We start from the raw sequence: 20,596 nt of genomic DNA on the forward strand, positions 1-20,596 counted from the left end.
GCTACTTCTTGTCCTTGCCCTCGACGTCTCCCGAGAGTGCGGCGATGAACGCCTCCTGGGGGACCTCGACGCGGCCGACCATCTTCATGCGCTTCTTTCCCTCCTTCTGCTTCTCGAGGAGCTTGCGCTTACGGGTGATGTCACCGCCGTAGCACTTGGCGAGCACGTCCTTGCGGATCGCGCGGATCGTCTCGCGAGCGATGATGCGCGCACCGATCGCCGCCTGGATCGGCACCTCGAACTGCTGGCGCGGGATGAGCTTGCGCAGGCGCTCGGCCATCATCGTGCCGTAGGCGTACGCCTTGTCGCGGTGGACGATCGAGCTGAACGCGTCGACCTTGTCGCCCTGCAGGAGGATGTCGACCTTCACGAGGTCGGCCTCCTGCTGTCCGGCGGGCTCGTAGTCGAGCGAGGCGTAGCCCTGCGTCTTCGACTTGAGCTGATCGAAGAAGTCGAAGACGATCTCGCCGAGCGGCATCATGTAGCGCAGTTCGACGCGCTCCTCGGAGAAGTACTCCATCCCCAGCAGGGAGCCACGACGCGACTGGCAGAGTTCCATGACCGTACCGACGTAGTCCTTCGGGAGCAGGATCGCGGTCTTGACGATCGGCTCCGACACCGAGCCGATGCGGCCGTCGGGGTACTCGCTCGGGTTCGTGACCGTCACCGTCTCACCCGTGTCGGAGGTGAGCACCTCGTAGATCACGCTGGGCGCGGTGGTGATGAGGTCGAGACCGAACTCGCGCGACAGGCGCTCGGTGATGATCTCAAGGTGCAGCAGGCCGAGGAAGCCGCAACGGAATCCGAAGCCGAGGGCGACCGAGGTCTCCGGCTCGTACTGCAGGGAGGCATCGGAGAGCTTGAGCTTGTCGAGTGCCTCGCGCAGCTCGGCGTAGTCGCTGCCGTCGATCGGGTAGATGCCCGAGAAGACCATCGGCTTCGGGTCGGTGTATCCCGCCAGCGCGTCGGTCGCGGGCTTGCGCGCAGACGTGACCGTGTCACCGACCTTCGACAGGCGGACATCCTTCACGCCGGTGATGAGGTAACCCACCTCACCGACGCCGAGGCCCTTGGTCGGGATCGGCTCGGGGCTCGACACCCCGATCTCGAGCGCTTCGTGGTTCGCGCCGGTCGACATCATCTGGATGCGCTCGCGCGGCGACAGGCTGCCGTCGACCATGCGGACGTAGGTCACGACGCCGCGGTAGGCGTCGTAGACCGAATCGAAGATCATCGCGCGCGCCGGGGCATCCGCATCGCCGACAGGAGCCGGGATCTCGTTCACGAGGCGATCGAGCAGCGCTTCGACGCCGACGCCGGTCTTGCCCGAGACGCGGAGGACGTCTTCCGGCTTTCCGCCGATGAGCGAGGCGAGCTCCTTGGCGTACTTGTCGGGGTCGGCGGCCGGCAGGTCGATCTTGTTCAGCACGGGGATGATGTGCAGGTCGTTCTCGAGCGCGAGGTAGAGGTTCGCGAGCGTCTGCGCCTCGATGCCCTGCGCGGCATCGACGAGCAGGATGGCCCCCTCGCATGCGGCGAGCGAACGGGACACCTCGTAGGTGAAGTCGACGTGGCCGGGGGTGTCGATCATGTTGAGGGCGAACGTCTCGCCCTCGAGCTGCCAGGGCATGCGGACGGCCTGGCTCTTGATCGTGATGCCGCGCTCACGTTCGATGTCCATGCGGTCCAGATACTGGGCCCGCATGTCGCGGTCGGCGACCACGCCGGTGATCTGCAGCATGCGGTCGGCGAGGGTCGACTTGCCGTGATCGATGTGCGCGATGATGCAGAAATTGCGGATCTGCGTCGCGGGCGTCGCGGCAGGCTGAAGCGGAGTGAGAGCGCGTGGGGACATGTTCCGTCGATTCTACGGTGAGGGAGGCCTAATGCCCGATTCCGCCGATCCGGTGGTAACGTCGCCCAGGTCTTCGACGTGGAACCGAGTTCCACGAAGGAAACGACCCCGTAACATCTTTTTGGTATACCGGAACGTGCGAAGAGGCGCGTCCGGAGTGAAGCACGTTGATCAGATCCGCAACGGCGATCCCGTTCGGCTCTGGTGAAGAGAGAGATACCGACCTTGATCAAGTACCTGCTGCGTCGAACGCTGGGCTGGCTGCTCATGATCGTCGTGGCGACGAATGTCACCTACTTCCTGGCCTGGAGCTTCCTGGATCCGCGGAGCAACTATGTGGGTCGCCGGCCTCCGCTCTCGCCGGACGAAGTCACCCGGATGCTCGAACCGCTGAATCTCAGCGACACCGTCCCGCTCGTCGAACGGTGGTGGACCTGGCTCAGCGGAATCGTGCTCCGCTGGGACTGGGGCCAGAGTCCGGTCGGCCAGTCCGTGAACGATCAGATCGCCTATCGCGCGCTGATCTCTGGTGAACTCGTGATCGGGGCCACCATCATCGGCGCCCTGCTCGGGATCGGTCTCGGTGTCTACACCGCGTCACGTCAGTACAAGCTGGGCGACCGGATCGGACAGGCGACATCGATCATCACGATGAACGTCCCGATCGTCGTGGCAGCGCTCGGCATCGTCCTCCTCGCGATCGCCTTCAACGAATGGGTCGGCGTTCGGGTCTTCTATGTGACGGGTGCCGGCGGCAACGACGTCGACGGATTCCTCCCGTTCATCCTCGACAAGATCCAGCACCTCACACTTCCGACGATCGCGCTCGTCTTCACCGGGTACGCGAGCTACCACCTTCTACAGCGTTCCCTGCTGCTCGACAACATCAAGGCGGACTATGTGCGCACGGCGCGCGCGAAGGGTCTCACCAAGCAGCAGGCCATCCGGAAGCACGCGCTTCGCCCTTCGCTGATCCCGGTCGCCACGCAGCTCGCCTTCACGATTCCGACGGTGTTCACGGGCGCAATTCTGACGGAGACGATCTTCGGCTGGAACGGAATGGGCAAGTACTTCGTCGACACGATCAGCAAGAACGATGTACACGGCGTGGTCGCAATCGCGGCATTCGGCGCCGTCCTCACCGCCATCGGTGCGGTTCTGGCCGACGTTGCCGTCGTCGTTCTCGATCCTCGAGTGAGAGTGAGCTGACATGGCCACCGAAATGATCGATCCGACGCTGCACCCGGAAGCCGTTGTCTCGGCACCCGTCATCGCGCAGCGCAAGCGGACATCCGTCTTCGCGCTGTACTACCGCCGGTTCGTGCGCAACCGTCCGGCTGTCGTCGGCGTGTTCATCTTCATCGCACTCGTCCTCTTCGCCATCATCGGTCCACTGGTGGCGAAGTACGACCACATCTTCCTCGACTTCCTCAACCTCGGCACGGGACCCTCCGCCGAGCACTGGTTCGGTACCACTCCCGCCGGAAATGACCTCTTTGCACAGGTCTCGATCGGTCTGCAGCGATCCCTCATGATCGCGGTCACGGTGTCCGTCGGAACCACTGCTCTCTCGGCGATCGTCGGCACAGCTGCGGCCTACTTCGGCGGCTTCCTCGAACGATCGACGCTCCTGATCATCCACTTCCTGATGGTCATTCCGACGTTCCTGATCCTCGCCCTGGTCTCCAACACCGCGGGCGGCGACTGGCGGGTCATCGCACTCGCCCTGATCTTCGTCGGCTGGTTCTTCCAAGCACGAGTCATCTGGACCATGGCGCTGTCTCTGCGCGAACGTGAGTACGTGCACGCGGCGCGCTACATGGGCGTGCGGGGCATGAAGATCGTGTTCCGTCATCTCCTGCCCAACATCGGTTCCCTGCTCGTGATCAACTTCACGCTCGGCGTCGTGGCCGCCGTGATGACAGAGACCGGCCTGTCCTTCATCGGCTTCGGCGTGAAGATCCCGGATGTCTCGCTCGGGTCACTGATCGGCAGCGGCGCCAACACCATCACCAGTGCGCCCTGGGTGTTCTACTTCCCGGCCGCCGCTCTGACTCTGCTCACCGTGTCGATGGCGCTCGTCGCCGACGGTCTACGGGACGCCCTCGATCCCACTTCGGCGGCTGGAGGCCGCGCATGAGCACCACCACTGCATCCACCGTCCTGTCCGTGCGTGACCTGCGGGTCAGCTTCCCCTCCGAGGCCGGACGGGTCGACGCCGTTCGAGGCGTGTCCTTCGACCTGAAGGCGGGCAAGACTCTCGGAATCGTCGGCGAGTCGGGGTCGGGCAAGTCCGTGACCTCACTCGCCATCATGGGCCTGCTCGACGAGAACGCGAAGGTCACCGGCTCCGTCGTGTTCGACGGCCAAGAACTCCTCGGCAAGACCGATAAGCAGATGTCGATGATCCGCGGTAACGGCATGACGATGGTCTTCCAAGACCCCCTGACGTCGCTCACCCCGGTCTTCACGGTCGGCGACCAGTTGATCGAAGCCCTCACGGTGCACCGCAAACTCGCCAAGAAGGACGCCTGGAAGCGCTCGGTCGAGTTGCTATCTCTCGTCGGGATCCCCGAGCCGGAGAAGCGCATGAAGGCCTTCCCGCACGAGTTCTCCGGCGGCATGCGGCAGCGCGTCGTCATAGCGATCGCCATGGCCAACAACCCGAAACTCATCATCTGCGACGAGCCCACCACGGCGCTCGACGTCACGATCCAGGCGCAGATCCTCGAACTCATCGAGAAGGCGCAGAGCGAGACCGGCGCCGCCGTCATCATGATCACGCACGATATGGGAGTCGTCGCTCGGACGGCCGACGACGTCATCGTGATGTACGCCGGCAAGCCCGTCGAGCAGGCCGAAGCCCGCGAGCTCTTCCACCACACGCGGATGCCGTACTCGATCGGCTTGCTGGGTGCGATCCCCCGCGTCGACAAGTCCGAGAAGCAGCCGCTCGTGCCCATCAAGGGCAACCCGCCATTGCTCATCGGCCTGCCGGATGCCTGCCCGTTCGCCGACCGCTGCCCGATCGTCGTCGACGCGTGCCGCACAAAGGAGCCGGAGCTGCTGCCCGTGTCGGCCGATTCCACTGCGACGCACAATGCGGCCTGCATCCGGTCCCAGGAGATCGAGGACGGTGGTCTGATCGGTGGCATCCCCGTCTACCCGATCCCGGTGATCCCCGAAAGCGATCTCACGCGCACGCCGCGCGAAGAGCGTCCGATCACCCTCGAGGTCCGCAACATGACCAAGACCTTCCCTCTGATGAAGGGAGCGCTGTTCAAGCGCAAGGTCGGCGAGGTGCACGCTGTGAAGGGCATCAGTTTCGACGTGCGCGAGGGCGAGACCATGGCCATCGTCGGCGAATCCGGTTCCGGTAAGACGACGACTCTGCTGCAGATCATGGACTTCGAGCGGCAGAGCGACGGCGACATCGTGATCGCGGGCACGAGTGTCGACGACATCAGCAGCGGACGCCAGGAGCGAGCGCTCCGTCGTGACATTCAGATCGTGTTCCAGGACCCGATGGCCGCCCTGGACCCGCGCATGACGGTCGCCGACATCATCGCGGAGCCGATGACCGCGATCGGCACCTCCCGCGCCGATGCGCACGTCCGCGTACAGGAGCTGATGGCTCTCGTCGGGCTGGACCCCGCACACCTCGACCGCTTCCCGAGCGCTTTCTCCGGCGGGCAGCGACAGCGGATCGGAATCGCGCGGGCGCTCTCGACCAACCCCAAGATCGTCGTGCTCGATGAGCCCGTCTCCGCACTCGACGTCTCTATCCAGGCGGGTGTGATCAACCTGCTCGACGAGCTCAAGGTCAAGCTCGGCCTGTCGTACCTCTTCGTCGCGCACGACCTCTCCGTGGTCCGGCACATCGCCGATCGTGTTGCCGTGATGTACCTCGGCGAGTTCGTCGAGCACGGGGACGTCGACGACGTGTTCGACCACCCGCAGCACCCGTACACCCAGGCGCTGTTGTCCGCGATCCCTGTTCCCGATCCCGATATCGAGCGAACCCGGCAGCGCGTCGTGTTCGACGCGAAGACCATGACCACTCAGCCGCTTCTCTCCTGATCGGCTCCCCGGTAACGGTTAAGCCCCATTCACCGACAGACCCGAGCCATCCGGACCGAAGCGAACTAACCTCCCCTTTATGACACGCCGAAAGGCGAAAGGAGCACCATGAAAACCACCACGAAGCTGACGGGCATCATCGCCCTCAGCGGCGCTCTCGCACTCGTGATCAGCGGATGTGCGGCGGGCGGAGACAACGGCGGTGCCGATGGCGGCAACACGCCCCAGGAGACCAAGCAGGCGGATTACAACCCGCAGCCCCGCGAGAATCTGCAGGAGGGCGGCGAGGTGAACTTCGGTATCAACGAGGTCACCCCGCAGATGAACCCCTTCAACGGAAACGCCAGTGCCGACACGACGCGCCTCGCGCAGTGGTACAACCCCCAGGTGTTCCTGATGACCCCCGAGGGCGACGTCTCGGCGAACCCGGCATACCTGGATGCATGGGACATCACGACCGAGAACGGCAAGACGACCATCACGATGAAGGTCAACGAGAAGGCGGTGTGGAACGACGGCACGCCGATCGACTACACCGCGTTCGAGACCACGTGGAAGGCCAACAGCGGCGAGGACGAGGCGTACGAGACGAGCTCGACCGACGGGTACAAGGAGATCGAGTCGGTCACGGCGGGCGCAACGGACAAGGACGTCATCGTCACCTTCAAGGGCGAGTTCGCATGGCCCAAGATGCCGTTCCTCAACGGCATCCTGAACCCCGCGGTCAACTCACCCGAGGTGTTCAACACCGCATACATCGAGAACGCGCACCCGGAATGGGGTGCCGGACCGTACAAGCTCACCGAGTACGACGTGAACGGCCAGCGCGTCACCTTCGAGCCGAACGAGAAGTGGTGGGGCGACAAGCCGCTGCTCGACAAGGTGACCTACACCGGCCTCGACGCCGCGGCGTCGATCAACGCCTTCAAGAACGGCGAGATCGACATGGTCGGCACCAACACGAAGGACCGCCTCGCGCAGGTCGCCGATATGGAGGATGTCGTCACCTACCGGTCGCAGCAGACCGCGAAGACCATCGTCATCCTCGACGCCGAGAAGCCCCAACTGCAGGACCTCGACGTTCGTGAGGCGTTCTTCATGGCGATCGACATCGATCAGCAGAAGCAGATCGCGTGGAACGGCCTCGACTACGAGGAGGCCCCCGCAGGCTCGCTCAACATGTATGACTTCCAGGACGGCTATAAGGACTCGTTCGCCGAGGCAGGCCTGAAGTTCGATGTCGATGGCGCCAAGAAGCTGCTCGATGACGCCGGATGGACCGAAGGCGAAGACGGCATCCGTGAGAAGGACGGCGTGAAGCTCGAGATCGTCTACCCGATCCACAGCGACGACCCGACGATCGAGGCACTCGCGAAGGCGCTGCAGCAGCAGGAGAAGGCCGTCGGTATCGACCTGCAGATCGAGAAGCGTTCCCCTGCGGACTTCTCAACCGACTTCAGCACGAAGAACTGGGACGCATTCTCCCTGCGCTTCACGGATTCCGACCCGTTCGGACCGCTGTACTTCTGCCAGCTGTACTGCTCCGACAGCAGCCTGAACCTCTCCGGTTCCGGCAACGCCGAGATCGACGAGAAGATCAAGTCCGAGGTCGAGTCGCAGACGACGGCCGAGGACTGGACCGCCGCCACGATGAAGCTCGAGCCGGAGATCATCGCGGAGACGTGGGGCGTCATCCCGCTCTACAACGGTCCGTCGATCTACACGGTCAAGGAGGGTCTCGCGAACCTGACCCCCGAGCCCTACGTGGGCCTGGACCTCTTCGGTGTCTCGCCCGTCGAGAACGTGGGCTGGGAGAAGTAATCCCCTCATCCGAGGCGGGGTCGGTGGTCTTCCACCGGCCCCGCTTTCTCGTGCGGGGTCGCGGAAGCGCACCTAGGCTGAGACCGTGAGCGTCCAGATCGTCTTCGTGCACGGCATCCGCACGTCGGCGACGATGTGGCGCTCTCAGCAGGCGTACCTCGACGAGCGAGGGTACGCGCACACTGCGGTCGACCTGCCGGGGCACGGCACGCGCATCGCCGAGGACTTCACCCTCCACGAGGCCCTGCACACGATCGATGCCGCCGTGCGCGACGCCGCCGCACGCGGACCGGTGCTGCTCGTCGGGCACTCCATGGGCGGCATCCTCTCGCTCGCCTACGCGGGAAGCGGCGAGCCGACTCCTGTCGCGGGTCTCGTGGCAGCATCGTGCACCGCACTCCCGCTCGGCGCGGGTCTCGCCGCCTACCGCTGGCTCGCGCGCGCGATGGACTCCCTGCCCGACCGCGGGCGCTGGCTCTCGGATCGCGTGCTCGACGCCACGATCCCTGCGGAGACGCGCGAGGACTTCGGCGCCGGCGGATATGCACTCGACGCGCAGGACATCGCCCTGGGCAGCCTTTCAGCCCTCGACCTCGCGTCGGCGGTCGCCCGCATCCGTCTGCCCCTGTGGTTCGTGAACGGACAGTACGACCAACTGCGTCGCAACGAGACGCTCTTCTGCTCGCTGGCTCCGCAGGCCGAACTCATCGTCGTGCCGCGGACCACCCACCTCGTGACGGCGATGCGTCCCCGCGTGTTCAACGCCGTGCTGCAGCTCGCGATCGCAACCCTCGAGAGTGAGAGCTCATGACCGCTGCGGTTGCCGCGCGAGGCCGGTGAGCACACCGCCCGCGAGCGAGAGCACCGCGGCGGCGACGAAGACCAGCCAGAAGCCTCCCACCAGCGCCACGAGGCCCGCCCCGAGAACCGGTCCGATCAGCTGACCGAGCGCGGCCGTGACATTCACGATGCCGAGGTCGCGGGCGTGATCCTTCTCGTCGGGCAGCAGGTCGGCGGCGAACGCCAGACCGACGGTCGAGAACGCGCCGTAGCCGAGCCCCATGAGCGCGGCCGCGACCATCGTCATCTCGAAGGTCGGAACCACCGCGATCGCGACGCCGGATGCCGCCTGCACGACGGTGGCGATCACCGCCAGCCGACGCCGGTCACCGGTGCGATCGGACAGGATGCCGGTGAGCACGGATGCCGCGACCACGAACAGCGTGTAGACGACGATGAGCAGGAGCAGGTTGTCCTGCGCCGTCGACGACGGCTGGCCGAGGCCATGGAGGAGGAAGAAGAGGAAGAGCGCCGTGCCCAGGGCATTGCCGATGTTTGTCACGAGCCGACCGGCGAGCATCCAGGCGAAGTCGCGGTCGCGGAGCGAGGCGAAGCGCCGGCTGTCCTGGGCCGCCGGCCGCACGGCATCCGACGAGGAAGGGTCGGGCAGCAGCAGAGCGGCGGCCGTGCCGACCACGGCGATCACGGCGGCGAGTAACAGGTAGCCCGAGAGGATGTCGAGCCCGAGCAGCACGACGAGGCCGACCCCCAGGACGATGCCGACGGCCTGACTCGACCCCACGGCAGCGGATGCCGCGCCCCGCTGCGTCGTCGGCAGCTGATCCGCGATCATCGCGGTGAAGGCCGCCGACGACACCGCCACGCCGATCGAGACGCCGACCCAGGCGCCACCGACCGCCCATGGCCCCGTCGAGAACCCCGTGAGCACCAGGAACGCGGCGGTCGTCCACACGCCCGCGAGCGCCCACGGTCGCCGGCGCGGACGCCCCGGTCGGGCGCGATCCGACAGCGCTCCGGCGATGGGTCCCGCGATGATGCCCGCGAGCCCTCCGATCCCGAGCACGAGGCCCGAGGAGACCACTCCCCGGATCCAGTCGTCTTCGGGGGTGTCGAGCTGCAGCGGCAGCAGGAGTTGGACGGGCGTGAGCTGCACGGTCCAGATCGCGAGCCAGGCGAGGGTGAACAGCGACATCCACCGTGCGCCGACCTTCGTGGCCGCGGTCACAGCACGGTCCGCTCGATCGCGTCTGCGGTGCGGGTGCGAGCGATCGCGTCGCGGTACCAGTCGTACGAGGCCTTGGGGGTGCGCTCCCCTGTGGCGAAGTCGACGTGCACGAGGCCGAAGCGCTGGGTGAATCCGTCGGCCCACTCCCAGTTGTCGAGGAGCGACCAGACCGTGTACTCCTCGACGGGGACCCCGGCGGCGATCGCTTCGCCGACCGCGGCGATGTGATCGGCGAGATAGTCGATGCGGTCGGCATCATCGATACGTCCCGCATCATCCGGCTCGGGGAACGAGGCCCCGTTCTCGCCGATGATCACCGCGGGCATCCGTGGATGCCGGTGATGGAGGTCGAGGAGCAGATCACGGAGCGCCCCGGGCACGATCGGCCACTCCGAACCGAAACCGGTCACGGGCGCCCCGGGTGTCGGCACGATCTCGAACGGCAGAGGCCCTGTCGGGTCGGCGGCAGTGACCGTCGTGGGGTTGTAGAAGTTGATGCCGTAGAAGTCGATCGATGATCGGATGCGCTCGAGGTCCCCCGCGCGCACCGGCATCGACGGCAGGCCGAACGCCTCCAGGTCGGGGTACCCGCCCGCGAGCAGGGGCTCACTGAAGAGACGGTTGTGAAGCGTGTCGTAGACGGTCGCGGCCACGAGGTCGTCGTGCGACCCGGTGAGCGGCAGCACCCGGGTGTGGTTGTTGACGAGGCCGACGGCGGCCGCGCCGCGCAGCCGCAGCTCCTCCGCGGCGTGAGCGTGGGCCAGGAGCTGATGATGGACGCTCGGGAGAGCGCCGAACAACAACTGCCGTGCGGGGGCGAGTGCTCCGGTTCCGTACCCCTGCAGTGTGGTCATCGCCGGTTCGTTGAGCGTGTACCAGTGACGCACCCGATCACTGAGCCGGTCCGCGACGAGCGCGGCGTACTCTCCGAAACGCTCGGCCGTGTCACGCGCGAGCCAACCGCCGTCGGACTCCACCGCGCTCGGCATCTCCCAGTGGTAGAGCGTGGGGAACGGCGTCACGCCTGCCTCGAGCAGGGCATCGACGAAGCGGGAGTAGTGATCCAACGCGGCGGTTTCGCCGGGGCCCCGCCCGTCCGGCTGCACGCGCGCCCACGGGATCGAGAAGCGATAGCGGTCGATGCCCAGTCCCGCGATCAGAGCGACGTCGGACTCGGGATGCCGGTAACTGTCGCAGGCACGCTGCGGGGTGGAGCCGTCTCGCACGGCGCCCGGAACGTCGGCGAAGTCGTCCCAGATCGAGCGCCCTCCCCCGTCATCGGCGGGAGAGCCTTCGATCTGAATGGAGGATGTCGCCGCTGACCAGCGGAGACCTGAGGGCAGAACGGTATCGCGGGAGGCAGAACTCATGTCGCTCCTTGACGTCTGTGTCGGGTGATCCTGATTCTGCACCCGGTACCGTGTTTCGCGCGACCGAGTTCCTCGATCGGCTCGTCGTGTCGGACATCCGACAGCATCCGTCAGGCGTCGTTTCGCGTGATCCACCCGACTGCTGGTAGAGTTGGCTCTTGGCTTGCGTGTGGGTTCTTCCCTCACGACCGTCGTGCAGCAGCCCTCTTCTGCTGTCGGCACTCCGAATCACTCCTGTACAGAAAGTGTCCACACGTGGCAAACATCAAGTCGCAGATCAAGCGCAACAAGACCAACGAGAAGGCTCACGAGCGCAACAAGGCCGTGAAGAGCGAGCTCAAGACCCTCGTTCGTCAGACCAAGGCAGCCGTCGCCGCGGGCGACAAGGCCGCCGCTGAGGCCACCCTCAAGAAGGCGTCCGTCAAGCTCGACAAGGCCGTCAGCAAGGGTGTCCTGCACAAGAACCAGGCGTCGAACCGCAAGTCGGCCATCGCCAAGTCGGTCGCCGCTCTCTGAGTCGCACACCGCTGAGAAAGGCCCGTCCCGTTCGCGGGGCGGGCCTTCTTATCTCCTCCCAGACGGAGGGGCGGGGCTACTCCTCGCCGAACGGTCGGCGGGTCGCGATGACCGTGACCATGCGCTCGAGCGCGAAGATCGGGTCGCGTGATGCACCCTTCACCTCGGCATCCGCCCGTGCCGTCGCCTGGATCGCGAGGCCGAGCGAGCGCTCGTTCCATCCCGCGAGATCGCGACGTGCACGATCGACCTGCCAGTCCTTCATGCCGAGGCGCTGCGCGAGCTGACGACTCGGCTCCCGATTGCCCGCGACGCGCGCCATCGTGCGCAGCTTCATCGCGAAGGCGGCGACCATCGGCACCGGATCGGCGCCGGACGACAGCGCGTGCCGCAGCGAGATGAGCGCCTCACCGTAGCGGCCGGCGATCGCGGTGTCGGCGACGACGAAGGCGGAGACCTCGACGCGTCCGCCGTAGTACTTGGTGACGACGTCGTCGGTCACGTCGCCCTCGACATCGCCGATGAGCTGCTGACAGGCGGCGGCGAGCTCGGTGAGGTCGTCGGCGAAGGCCGAGACGAGCGCCCGGAGCGCCGAAGGCTGGATGCGCTTCTTCGCGGCCTTGAATTCACCGGCGGCGAAATCGACCCGGTCGCCGTCGCGCTTGATGGCGGGGCAGGCGATCTCGACACCCTCTCCCGTGCCGGCGCGCAGGGCGTCGAGGAGCTTCTTGCCGCGCACGCTCGCGCCGGTGTGCCGGAGGACCACCGTCGCGCCGTCCTGCGGCTGATCGAGGTACGACACGGCCTCCTGCAGGAAGGCATCGGAACAGCGCTCGACTCCCGAGACCCTCACGAGCCGCGGCTCGCCGAAGAGCGACGGAGATGTCATCGACAGCAGCGTGCCGGGCGCGTAGTCGTCGGCACGGATGTCGCTGACCTCGAGAGCCGGGTCCTCGGCACGCAGGTAGTCGCGGATGCCGGCGATCGCACGTTCGGCGCAGATCTCCTCGGGGCCCGAGACGAGCACGAGCGGGGCCGGTCGCGGATCACGCCAGGAGACCTGCGGGATCTTCGACGGCTTGGCGGCGGTGCGGGACGAGGATCGCGGAGCTGCCATGGATCCAGCCTACTCGGGGGCGCCGACGTCGGTCTCCGTCCAGACCGCTATCCCGTCCGCCTCGATGCCGAGCAGGATGCGCCCCTGCTGGTCGGTTCGCAAGACATACGCTCCGACGGTCGCGAGCAGATCGAGCGTCTCCTCCCTCGGGTGACCGTAGTCGTTGTCGATGCCCGCGCTGAAGATCGCGACGGCCGGGCGGATCGTCTCGTAGATCGCGGGATCCTGATCGGCGCTACCGTGATGCGCGACCTTGACCACGTCATACGGTCCTGTCAGACGTGCGCTGCGCGCGAGCATCCGCTGGGCCTCGGCCGACAGATCGCCGAGGTAGATCGAGCGCGGCACGCCACCGCCGGAGATATCGATCACGACGCTCGCGTCATTGCCCGCGGGGAACGCCGCGGATTCGCGCTGCGGCCAGAGCACCCGCCATGTCGCACCGCCGAACGTGCCCCGCAGGCCCGTCGTCGCCTCGGTCACGGCAGCGCCATCGGATGCCAGGGCATCGAGGATCCGTTGCTCCTCCGCTTCGATGGCGGGGCCGTGCAGCACCGTATCGACCCGCCCGCGGACGGCGTCCACTCCCCCGACATGATCGAGATCGAAGTGCGTGAGGACGAGGAGATCGATGCGATCGATGCCGAGCGACCGCAGGCAGTCGTCGAGCGGACCCGGGTCCGGACCGGTGTCGATCAGCGCGACCTCGCCCTCAGAGCGCACGAGGAGGGCATCTCCCTGGCCCACGTCGCACGCGGCGATGGACCAGCCCGACGGCGTGGACATCGCCGCGAGCGGTCCGTCGAGGACGAGGTGCGCCCCGCCGAGCGAGAGCGTGACGATGAGCACCACCGCGGCGAGACGGTGTGCCCACGGAGCCCACCGAGCCTTCCTCCCGGGGTGGCCGAGCGCGACGCGTCGTCCGCAGACCACGAGCCCCAGGGCGGCACTGAGCACGGCGACGAGCAGGGCGCTGCCGAGCCCCGGCACCAACGATGCCTGCGCAAGCGGTAGACGCGCGCTCACCGTCGCGGTGACCGAGATCCATGCGGCCGGCAGCCAAGCGGATGCCGCGAGAAGATCGGCGAGCATCGGGACCGGTGCGGCGACACACGCGAGAAGGCCGATCACGGTCGCGATCGGCGCGGCGGGGGCGGCGAGCAGGTTCGCGGCGATGCCGACCAGCGACTGCTGCTCGGCGAACAGCGCGATGATCGGACCGCACGCCAACTGAGCGGCGAGAGGAACCGAGATCGCGAGCGCCAGTGGCTGCGGCATCCACCGAGCGAGTCCCCGCGCGAGCGGTGGTGCCAGCAGGATCAGGGCACCCGAGGCCGCGACCGACAGAGCGAAACCGGCCGTCGCGGCCAACCACGGATCAACGATGAGGATACCGGTCGCGCACAGCGCGAGCATCCCCGCTCCCGCGCTCGGGCGCCCGAGGAGCACCGTGAGCATCGCGACCCCGGCCATCACCGCCGCACGGATCACGCTCGGTTCCGGCGTGACGAGGATCACGAATCCGGCCAGCGCGAGGGCGGCGACGAAGATCCGCAGGCGGCGACCGCCGCCGCACAGTGCGACGAGCCAGAACGCCGCCGCGACCACGATCGCGCAATTGGCGCCGCTGACAGCCGTAAGGTGGCTGAGACCGCTCGTACGCATCTCCTCGTTCAGCGCGTCGGAGACAGCCCGGGTGTCACCGACGGCGAGACCGGGCAGCAGGCCAGCGCCCGGCTCGGGCAGGCGCGTCGCCCGCTCGATGAACGCGCTGCGCGCGCCGGCCGCCACCGCGAACGCTCCCGAGGCCGGCTGCACGATCTCCGCCTCGCTCGCGAACACGACGACCGCGGCGCGCTCCCCCGGATCCGTCGCCTCCATCTGGCCCGTGACCCGGATCGTCGCGCCGAGGTCGAACCCCTCGGCGGGCTCGATCCCGATGCGCACCGGCGCCGAGACCGCCACGTTCCCCTCCGCCGATTCGATCGAACGAGACTGCGCCTCGAACCACAGCCGCCCATCCTTCCCGACCGACGCCGACGACGACACGTCCGCGACCAGATCCACCGCATACGCCTCGCGCTCACGGGCCGCGTCACGCGCCGGCATCGCCAGGCATGCGGTCACCGCCACCGCGCCCGCCGCCGCGAGGACGACGATGAGGAGTCCTCCCCGCTCCACACCCCGCATACGGGAGCACCAGACGACCCCACCCGCCACGACCGCCACCACCACGCAGGCGACAGCCACCCCGGCCGCGATCTGCGGGAGGAACACGCACAGCAGTCCGGAGGCCCACGCTCCCCCGGCGATCGGCAGCAGCCGAAGATCACGCCGCCTCACACCCGCACGCCGTCGCGCAGACCCTCGAGCAGCTTCTCTCCGATGCCCGGCACAGCGAGGAGGTCGTCGACGGTCTGGAAGCGCCCGTTCTCCTCGCGCCAGGAGATGATGCGCTCGGCCAACGCGGGGCCGATGCGCGGCAGGGTCTCGAGCGCCGCCTGATCCGCGGAGTTGAGATCGATCCGATCGTCGCCCGGCAGGGTCGCTCCCGTTCCCGGTTCGGCGGGATTCGCACCGATGACGGGGACGACGACCTGCTCGCCGTCGGTCACGATCCGTGCGAGATTGACGGCGGCGAGGTCGGCCTCATCCGTCGTGCCACCCGCCGCCGCGAGGGCATCGACGATTCGGGCATCGATCGCGAGCACGTACAGGCCCGGCTTCTCGACAGCACCCAGGACGTGCACGTACAGCTCTCCGCCCGGGGCCGCGGTCCCGGCGGCATCCGTCGCGTCGCTCGACGACTCTCCGATCGACACTGTCTCGACCGGAGCGGCCTGCCCCCGCAGGATGCCGAGACCGACCGCCGCCGAGAGCACGACGAGGGCGAGCACGACCGCTGCCCCGATGCCCAGTCGCAGACGCCGCGGCGCAGGCTGCGGCACAGCGGGGACGGAACCATCGGGAGGAGCATCGGTCGGCGGCATCCGCCCACGCTAGGTCGCCCGACTTCTCCGGCCCGCCACTCTTCCCGCGCACGGTGGACAACTCCACACATCGGTCAGCCGTGCAGAACCACCCGAAGCGCCGAAACCGCCGCCCGGCATCCGGACGGCGGTCTCGATCGAACGAGCGAATCAGCCCTTGACGACGAAGCTCACGATCTTGGGCGCGCGCACGATGACCTTGACGATCTCCTGGTCGCCGATCGCGCGGATCACGCGCTCATCACCGCGAGCGAGAGCCTCGAGCTCCGCCTCGCCGATACGTGCGGAGACCTCGAGCTGAGCACGCACCTTGCCGTTGACCTGCGCGACCGCGGTGACGGTGTCTTCGACCAGCAGTGCCGGGTTCGCCGAACGCCACGTCACGAGACCGACAGAGGGCTCGTGACCGAGGATCTCCCACATCTCCTCCGCGGTATGCGGGGCGATGAGGTCGAGCATCACGGCGACGGTCTCGGTGGCCTCGCGCACGGCCGGGTCGGCTGCACCGTTCGCACCGTTGTCGATCGTCTTGCGGATGGTGTTCACGAGCTCCATCAGACGGGCGACGAGCACGTTGAACTTGGTCTGCTCGACGAGCGCGGGGGCCTCCGACAGCAGCTTGTGCGTCGTGCGGCGCAGGGCGGCGTCTCCCCCGTCGAAGACGACGTCGACCGGGCTCGAGACCTCGCGGGCGATGCGCAGGGCGCGCGACAGGAACTTCTGGGCACCCGTCGTCGAGACGTCGGCCCAGTCCTTGTCGTCTTCCACGGGACCGGCGAACGCCAGACCCACGCGCAGTGCGTCGGCACCGTGAGCGTCGAGCTCCTCCTGGAAGAGCACGAGATTGCCCTTGCTCTTCGACATCTTCTGACCGTCGAGGAGCACCATGCCCTGGTTGATCAGGTTGGAGAACGGCTCGGTGAAGTCGATCAGCCCCATGTCGAACAGCACCTTCGTGATGAAGCGTGCGTACAGCAGGTGCAGGATCGCGTGCTCGACACCGCCGATATACGAGTCGACCGGAGCCCACCGAGCGGCCTGTGCCGGGTCGAAGGCGACCTGGTCGCTGTTCGGCGACAGGAACCGCAGGAAGTACCACGAGCTGTCGACGAAGGTGTCCATCGTGTCGGGGTCGCGCAGCACGGGCTCGCCCGTCTCCGGGTCGACCGTGCGCACCCAGCCCTCGGCGCCGCCCAAGGGCGAGGTGCCCTTCGGCTTGAGGTCGAGTCCCTCGATACTCGGCAGGCGGACGGGCAGCTTGTCTTCCGCGACCGGGATGATGTCGCCGTCCTCGGTGTGCAGCATCGGGATCGGCGTGCCCCAGAAGCGCTGGCGGGAGATCAGCCAGTCGCGCAGGCGGTAGTTCTTCGCGGCGCGGCCGGTGCCGGATGCCTCGAGCTGCTCGATCGCGCGAGCGATCGCGTTGCGCTTCGACAGGCCGTTCAGGTCGCCCGAGTTGATCAGACGTCCCTCGCCCGTGAGCGCCACGCCCGTCGACGCGGGGTTCTGGTCATCGAGCGCACCCGTGTCGATCGGCACGCCCTCGTCGTCGACCTCGATGACCGGCATGGCGCCCGTGATGGGCGCGGTCGTGTCGACGACCACCTTGACCGGCAGGTCGAACGCGCGGGCGAAGTCGAGGTCGCGCTGGTCGTGCGCGGGAACGGCCATGACGGCGCCGTGGCCATAATCGGCCAGCACGTAGTCGGCGGCCCAGACCGGCAGCTTCTCGCCGTTGACCGGGTTGATCGCGTAGCGCTCGAGGAAGACACCCGTCTTCGGGCGGTCCGTCGCCTGGCGGGCGATGTCGGTCTCCTTCTGCACGCCCTCGAGGTACGTCTGGAAGCGCTCGCGCACCTCGGCGGGAGCATCCGCCGCCAGCTCGGAGGCCAGGTCGGAATCGGGCGCGACGACGAAGAACGTCGCACCGTGCAGCGTGTCGGGACGCGTCGAGAACACGGTGACCGGCTCGTCACGCCCCTCGATGCGGAAGTCGACGTCGGCACCGACCGAGCGGCCGATCCAGTTGCGCTGCATCTGCAGCACCTTGTGCGGCCAGAAGCCCTCGAGCTGGTTGAGGTCGTCGAGCAGGCGGTCGGCGTAGTCGGTGATCCGGAAGTACCACTGCGTCAACTTCTTCTTGACGACCTCGTAGCCGCAACGGTCGCAGCGACCGTCGACGACCTGCTCGTTCGCGAGCACAGTCTGATCGTTGGGGCACCAGTTGACGGCGCTCTTCTTGCGGTAGGCGAGGCCGCGCTCGTGCATCTTGAGGAACAGCCACTGGTTCCAGCGGTAGTACTCGGGGTCGGACGTGTGCAGCACGCGCGACCAGTCGAACGAGACTCCGTACGCCTGGAAGCCGACCTTCTGCTGCGCGATGTTCTGATACGTCCACTCACGCGGGTCTGCGCCCTGACGGATCGCCGCGTTCTCGGCGGGCAGGCCGAAGGAGTCCCACCCGATGGGGTTCAGGACGTTGTGCCCGCGGTGGCGCCAGAATCGCGCCACGATGTCGGAGTACAGGTAATTCTCGGCGTGCCCCATGTGCAGGTCGCCGGACGGGTACGGGAACATCGCGAGCACGTACCGACGGGGGCGTGTGTCGTCGTCGCCGCCGGTGAGGAACGTCTCGTTCTCCGCCCAGTACTTCTGCCACTTGGCCTGGATGGCGTGGGCCGACGACGTCTCGTCCTCGGCGGGAACGGTGGACAGGTTCTCAGACAACGAACGCACGACCAATCTGGAAGGAAAATCGGGATCAGTTCAGGATATCCGAACCCCAGGCCCCGGGCAGGACAGCGCCCAGCGCCGCCAACGGCGCCCGCGCCTTGGTGGCGACCTCGGCGACCTCGGCCGCGGCATCCGACCCCCAGGTGATCCCACCGCCGGCACCGACGGTCGCCCTCTCGCCGTCGATCACGATGCTGCGGATGACCATGGCGAGGTCGACGGCGCCGTCCACGCCGATGTAGCCGAAGCATCCGGCGTAGATTCCGCGCGGTCCGCCCTCGAGAGCGTGCAGCTGTGTCATCGCCGAGAGCTTCGGCGCACCCGTCATACTGCCGGCCGGGAATGTGGCTTCGAACAGTGCGCCGACGGTCACGCCCGGCGCGGCCGTGCCGCTGACCGTGCTCACCAGCTGGTGCACCGCGGGGTAGCTCTCGACGCCCCACAGTCCGTCGACCCGGATCGACCCGGGTACGCAGACCCGGGAGAGATCGTTGCGCATGAGATCGACGATCATGACGTTCTCGGCGCGTTCCTTCGGGTTGACGGCGAGCTCGGCGGCGAGGGCGGCGTCCTCGACCGGGTCCACCGATCGCGGCCGCGTGCCCTTGATCGGCCGCGTGCGGATGACGCCGCCGTCGACCCGGAGGAACTGCTCGGGGCTCGCACTCAGCAACGCACGGCCCTGGATCCGCACGAACCCGCCGTGGTGCGCGGGCGTCGCGGCGCGCAGGCGCGTGTACACGGCGACCGGATCGCCGACGCCCGATGTCGAGAAGCGCGTCGTGAGGCACAGCTGATACGCGATGCCCTGGCGGATGAGGTCGCGGCACCGCTTGATGAGGGACGCGTACTCGTCCGGCTCGTGCCGGGCCTCGGCCACGACGCCGGCGGGCGGCGCGTCCGGAAGAGGGGGAAGAGCGGATGCCGTGACCGCCGCGCGCTCGACGATCGCCGACCATTCCTCGAGTCCTGCGTCGGCCTGCACCCAGACCCGGCCACGCGCGTGGTCGAACGCGGCGGACCGCTGCACGCGCATCCACGATGCCCGGTCCCCCGCGTCACCCTCGTGGGTCGGAGCGCCAGCGATCGCGGCCCCGCTCTCGTAGTCGCGCCACCCGACCCATCCCCCGCGGAACGGAGGACGTTCGTCATCGATCATCGCCCCGCCACCAGGAGCGTCCGCATCTCCTCCGAGCACGACGTCGTCGGGCAGCGCGGACGGCTCGCCGACACCGACGAAGCTCCACCCGTCCACCGCGTCGGCGCCCGCATCGAGCCAGAAGACATCCGGGAACGAAGCCTCGAGAACACGGAAGACGTCGAAAGGCTCGACCCAGACAGGGAGGGGACGAGCGGTCGGACGATGGGGCACCTTGTCAGCCTAGAACCTGGTCGCTCCCGTATTCTCGTGCTGTGGATGACCTCTTGACCTGGCTGTTCGAATTCATCCGTTCGATCGACCCCGTCACCCGCACTCTCATCGCCGGACTCGCCGTCATGCTCGAGACCAGCGTGCTCATCGGGCTCATCGTGCCCGGCGACACCGTCGTGATCATGGCGTCGATCGGCGTCCGCGGTCCCGTCGAGGCGACCGCGATGGTGATCGCCGTCGTCGTCGGAGCGCTGATCGGCGAGAGCATCGGCTTCGCGCTCGGCCGGTGGCTCGGCCCGCGCATCCGCACCTCCTGGCTCGGGAGTCGCATCGGGGAGAAGAACTGGGTGCGCGCGGAGCGGTACCTGCAGCGACGCGGGGGCATCGCGATCTTCCTCTCGCGGTTCCTGCCCGTGCTCCACTCGCTCGTGCCCCTCACGGTCGGCATGAGCCATTACTCGTACCGGCGCTTCCTCGCGTGGACGGCACCCGCCTGCGTGATCTGGGCGATCGCCTACGTCAGCGTCACCTCGCTCGCCGCGTTGACCTTCGACGAGATGGTCGATCGAGTGCACTACGCCGGGTACATCTTCGTGGCGATCATCGTCGCGTTCCTCGTGGTGGTCTATCTCGGCAAGAAGCTCCTCGAGCGCTCCGAGGCCCGTCACCTCGACGCCCACGACGCAGAACCCGAGGCGGACGTGAAAGACTGAGCC

15 protein-coding genes are annotated in these 20,596 nt (G+C 67.5%); 7 read left to right on the top strand and 8 right to left on the bottom strand.

Going from position 1 to position 20,596, the window contains the following annotated elements:
- Position 1: 1 nt before the first annotated feature.
- On the bottom strand, positions 2-1,855 hold the full coding sequence (lepA, locus tag ACFY9N_RS09600) for a translation elongation factor 4 (protein WP_391478275.1): 1,854 nt from the start codon (positions 1,853-1,855) through the stop codon (positions 2-4).
- A 225-nt stretch (positions 1,856-2,080) separates the two neighbouring features.
- On the opposite strand from lepA, the gene ACFY9N_RS09605 reads away from it, so the two are divergent.
- The 5 genes from ACFY9N_RS09605 (at position 2,081) to ACFY9N_RS09625 (ending at position 8,567) form a co-directional block, all read left to right on the top strand.
- Positions 2,081-3,064: an ABC transporter permease gene (locus tag ACFY9N_RS09605; protein ID WP_391478276.1), complete on the top strand. Its 984-nt coding sequence runs from the start codon at positions 2,081-2,083 to the stop codon at positions 3,062-3,064.
- Between the two features lies 1 nt (position 3,065).
- On the top strand, positions 3,066-3,995 hold the full coding sequence (locus ACFY9N_RS09610) for an ABC transporter permease (protein ID WP_391478277.1): 930 nt from the start codon (positions 3,066-3,068) through the stop codon (positions 3,993-3,995).
- Positions 3,992-5,935 (top strand): dipeptide ABC transporter ATP-binding protein, encoded by a 1,944-nt coding sequence (locus ACFY9N_RS09615; RefSeq protein WP_391478278.1) that lies wholly within the window; start codon positions 3,992-3,994, stop codon positions 5,933-5,935. The genes ACFY9N_RS09610 and ACFY9N_RS09615 overlap by 4 nt, the downstream gene beginning before the upstream one ends.
- Positions 5,936-6,043: 108 nt before the next feature.
- A complete protein-coding gene (locus ACFY9N_RS09620; protein WP_391478279.1) occupies positions 6,044-7,756 on the top strand; it encodes an ABC transporter family substrate-binding protein in 1,713 nt (570 codons plus the stop codon).
- Positions 7,757-7,841: 85 nt separating this feature from the next.
- Positions 7,842-8,567 carry an alpha/beta fold hydrolase gene (locus tag ACFY9N_RS09625; RefSeq protein ID WP_391478280.1) on the top strand — a complete coding sequence of 242 codons (726 nt, stop codon included), beginning with the start codon at positions 7,842-7,844 and terminating at the stop codon, positions 8,565-8,567.
- On the opposite strand, the gene ACFY9N_RS09630 is transcribed toward ACFY9N_RS09625, so the two are convergent.
- Entirely contained in the window at positions 8,562-9,749 is a 1,188-nt protein-coding gene (locus tag ACFY9N_RS09630; RefSeq protein WP_391478480.1) for an MFS transporter, read from the bottom strand. The genes ACFY9N_RS09625 and ACFY9N_RS09630 overlap by 6 nt on opposite strands.
- Before the next feature lie 29 nt (positions 9,750-9,778).
- A complete protein-coding gene (locus ACFY9N_RS09635; protein WP_391478281.1) occupies positions 9,779-11,152 on the bottom strand; it encodes a glycoside hydrolase family 1 protein in 1,374 nt (457 codons plus the stop codon).
- A 255-nt stretch (positions 11,153-11,407) separates the two neighbouring features.
- Here ACFY9N_RS09635 and rpsT point away from each other — a divergent pair, with 255 nt between their 5' ends.
- Entirely contained in the window at positions 11,408-11,668 is a 261-nt protein-coding gene (gene rpsT, locus ACFY9N_RS09640) for a 30S ribosomal protein S20 (protein WP_391478282.1), read from the top strand.
- A 76-nt stretch (positions 11,669-11,744) separates the two neighbouring features.
- Here the strand turns inward: rpsT and holA are convergent, their stop codons facing one another.
- The 5 genes from holA to ACFY9N_RS09665 form a co-directional block, all read right to left on the bottom strand.
- On the bottom strand, positions 11,745-12,785 hold the full coding sequence (gene holA / locus ACFY9N_RS09645) for a DNA polymerase III subunit delta (protein ID WP_391478283.1): 1,041 nt from the start codon (positions 12,783-12,785) through the stop codon (positions 11,745-11,747).
- A 9-nt stretch (positions 12,786-12,794) separates the two neighbouring features.
- Complete coding sequence (locus ACFY9N_RS09650; protein WP_391478284.1) at positions 12,795-15,128, bottom strand: ComEC/Rec2 family competence protein; 2,334 nt, start codon at positions 15,126-15,128, stop codon at positions 12,795-12,797.
- Positions 15,125-15,775 (bottom strand): helix-hairpin-helix domain-containing protein, encoded by a 651-nt coding sequence (locus ACFY9N_RS09655; protein WP_391478285.1) that lies wholly within the window; start codon positions 15,773-15,775, stop codon positions 15,125-15,127. The genes ACFY9N_RS09650 and ACFY9N_RS09655 overlap by 4 nt, the downstream gene beginning before the upstream one ends.
- A 150-nt stretch (positions 15,776-15,925) precedes the next feature.
- Positions 15,926-18,502: a leucine--tRNA ligase gene (leuS, locus tag ACFY9N_RS09660; RefSeq protein WP_391478286.1), complete on the bottom strand. Its 2,577-nt coding sequence runs from the start codon at positions 18,500-18,502 to the stop codon at positions 15,926-15,928.
- Between the two features lie 34 nt (positions 18,503-18,536).
- Positions 18,537-19,880, bottom strand: coding sequence for an anthranilate synthase component I family protein (locus tag ACFY9N_RS09665; RefSeq protein WP_391478287.1), 1,344 nt, complete (start codon positions 19,878-19,880; stop codon positions 18,537-18,539).
- Between the two features lie 41 nt (positions 19,881-19,921).
- Here ACFY9N_RS09665 and ACFY9N_RS09670 point away from each other — a divergent pair, with 41 nt between their 5' ends.
- On the top strand, positions 19,922-20,593 hold the full coding sequence (locus tag ACFY9N_RS09670) for a DedA family protein (protein WP_391478288.1): 672 nt from the start codon (positions 19,922-19,924) through the stop codon (positions 20,591-20,593).
- Positions 20,594-20,596: the final 3 nt, after the last annotated feature.

It is taken from the genome of Microbacterium sp. NPDC008134 (assembly GCF_042957055.1).
Taxonomy (GTDB): domain Bacteria; phylum Actinomycetota; class Actinomycetes; order Actinomycetales; family Microbacteriaceae; genus Microbacterium.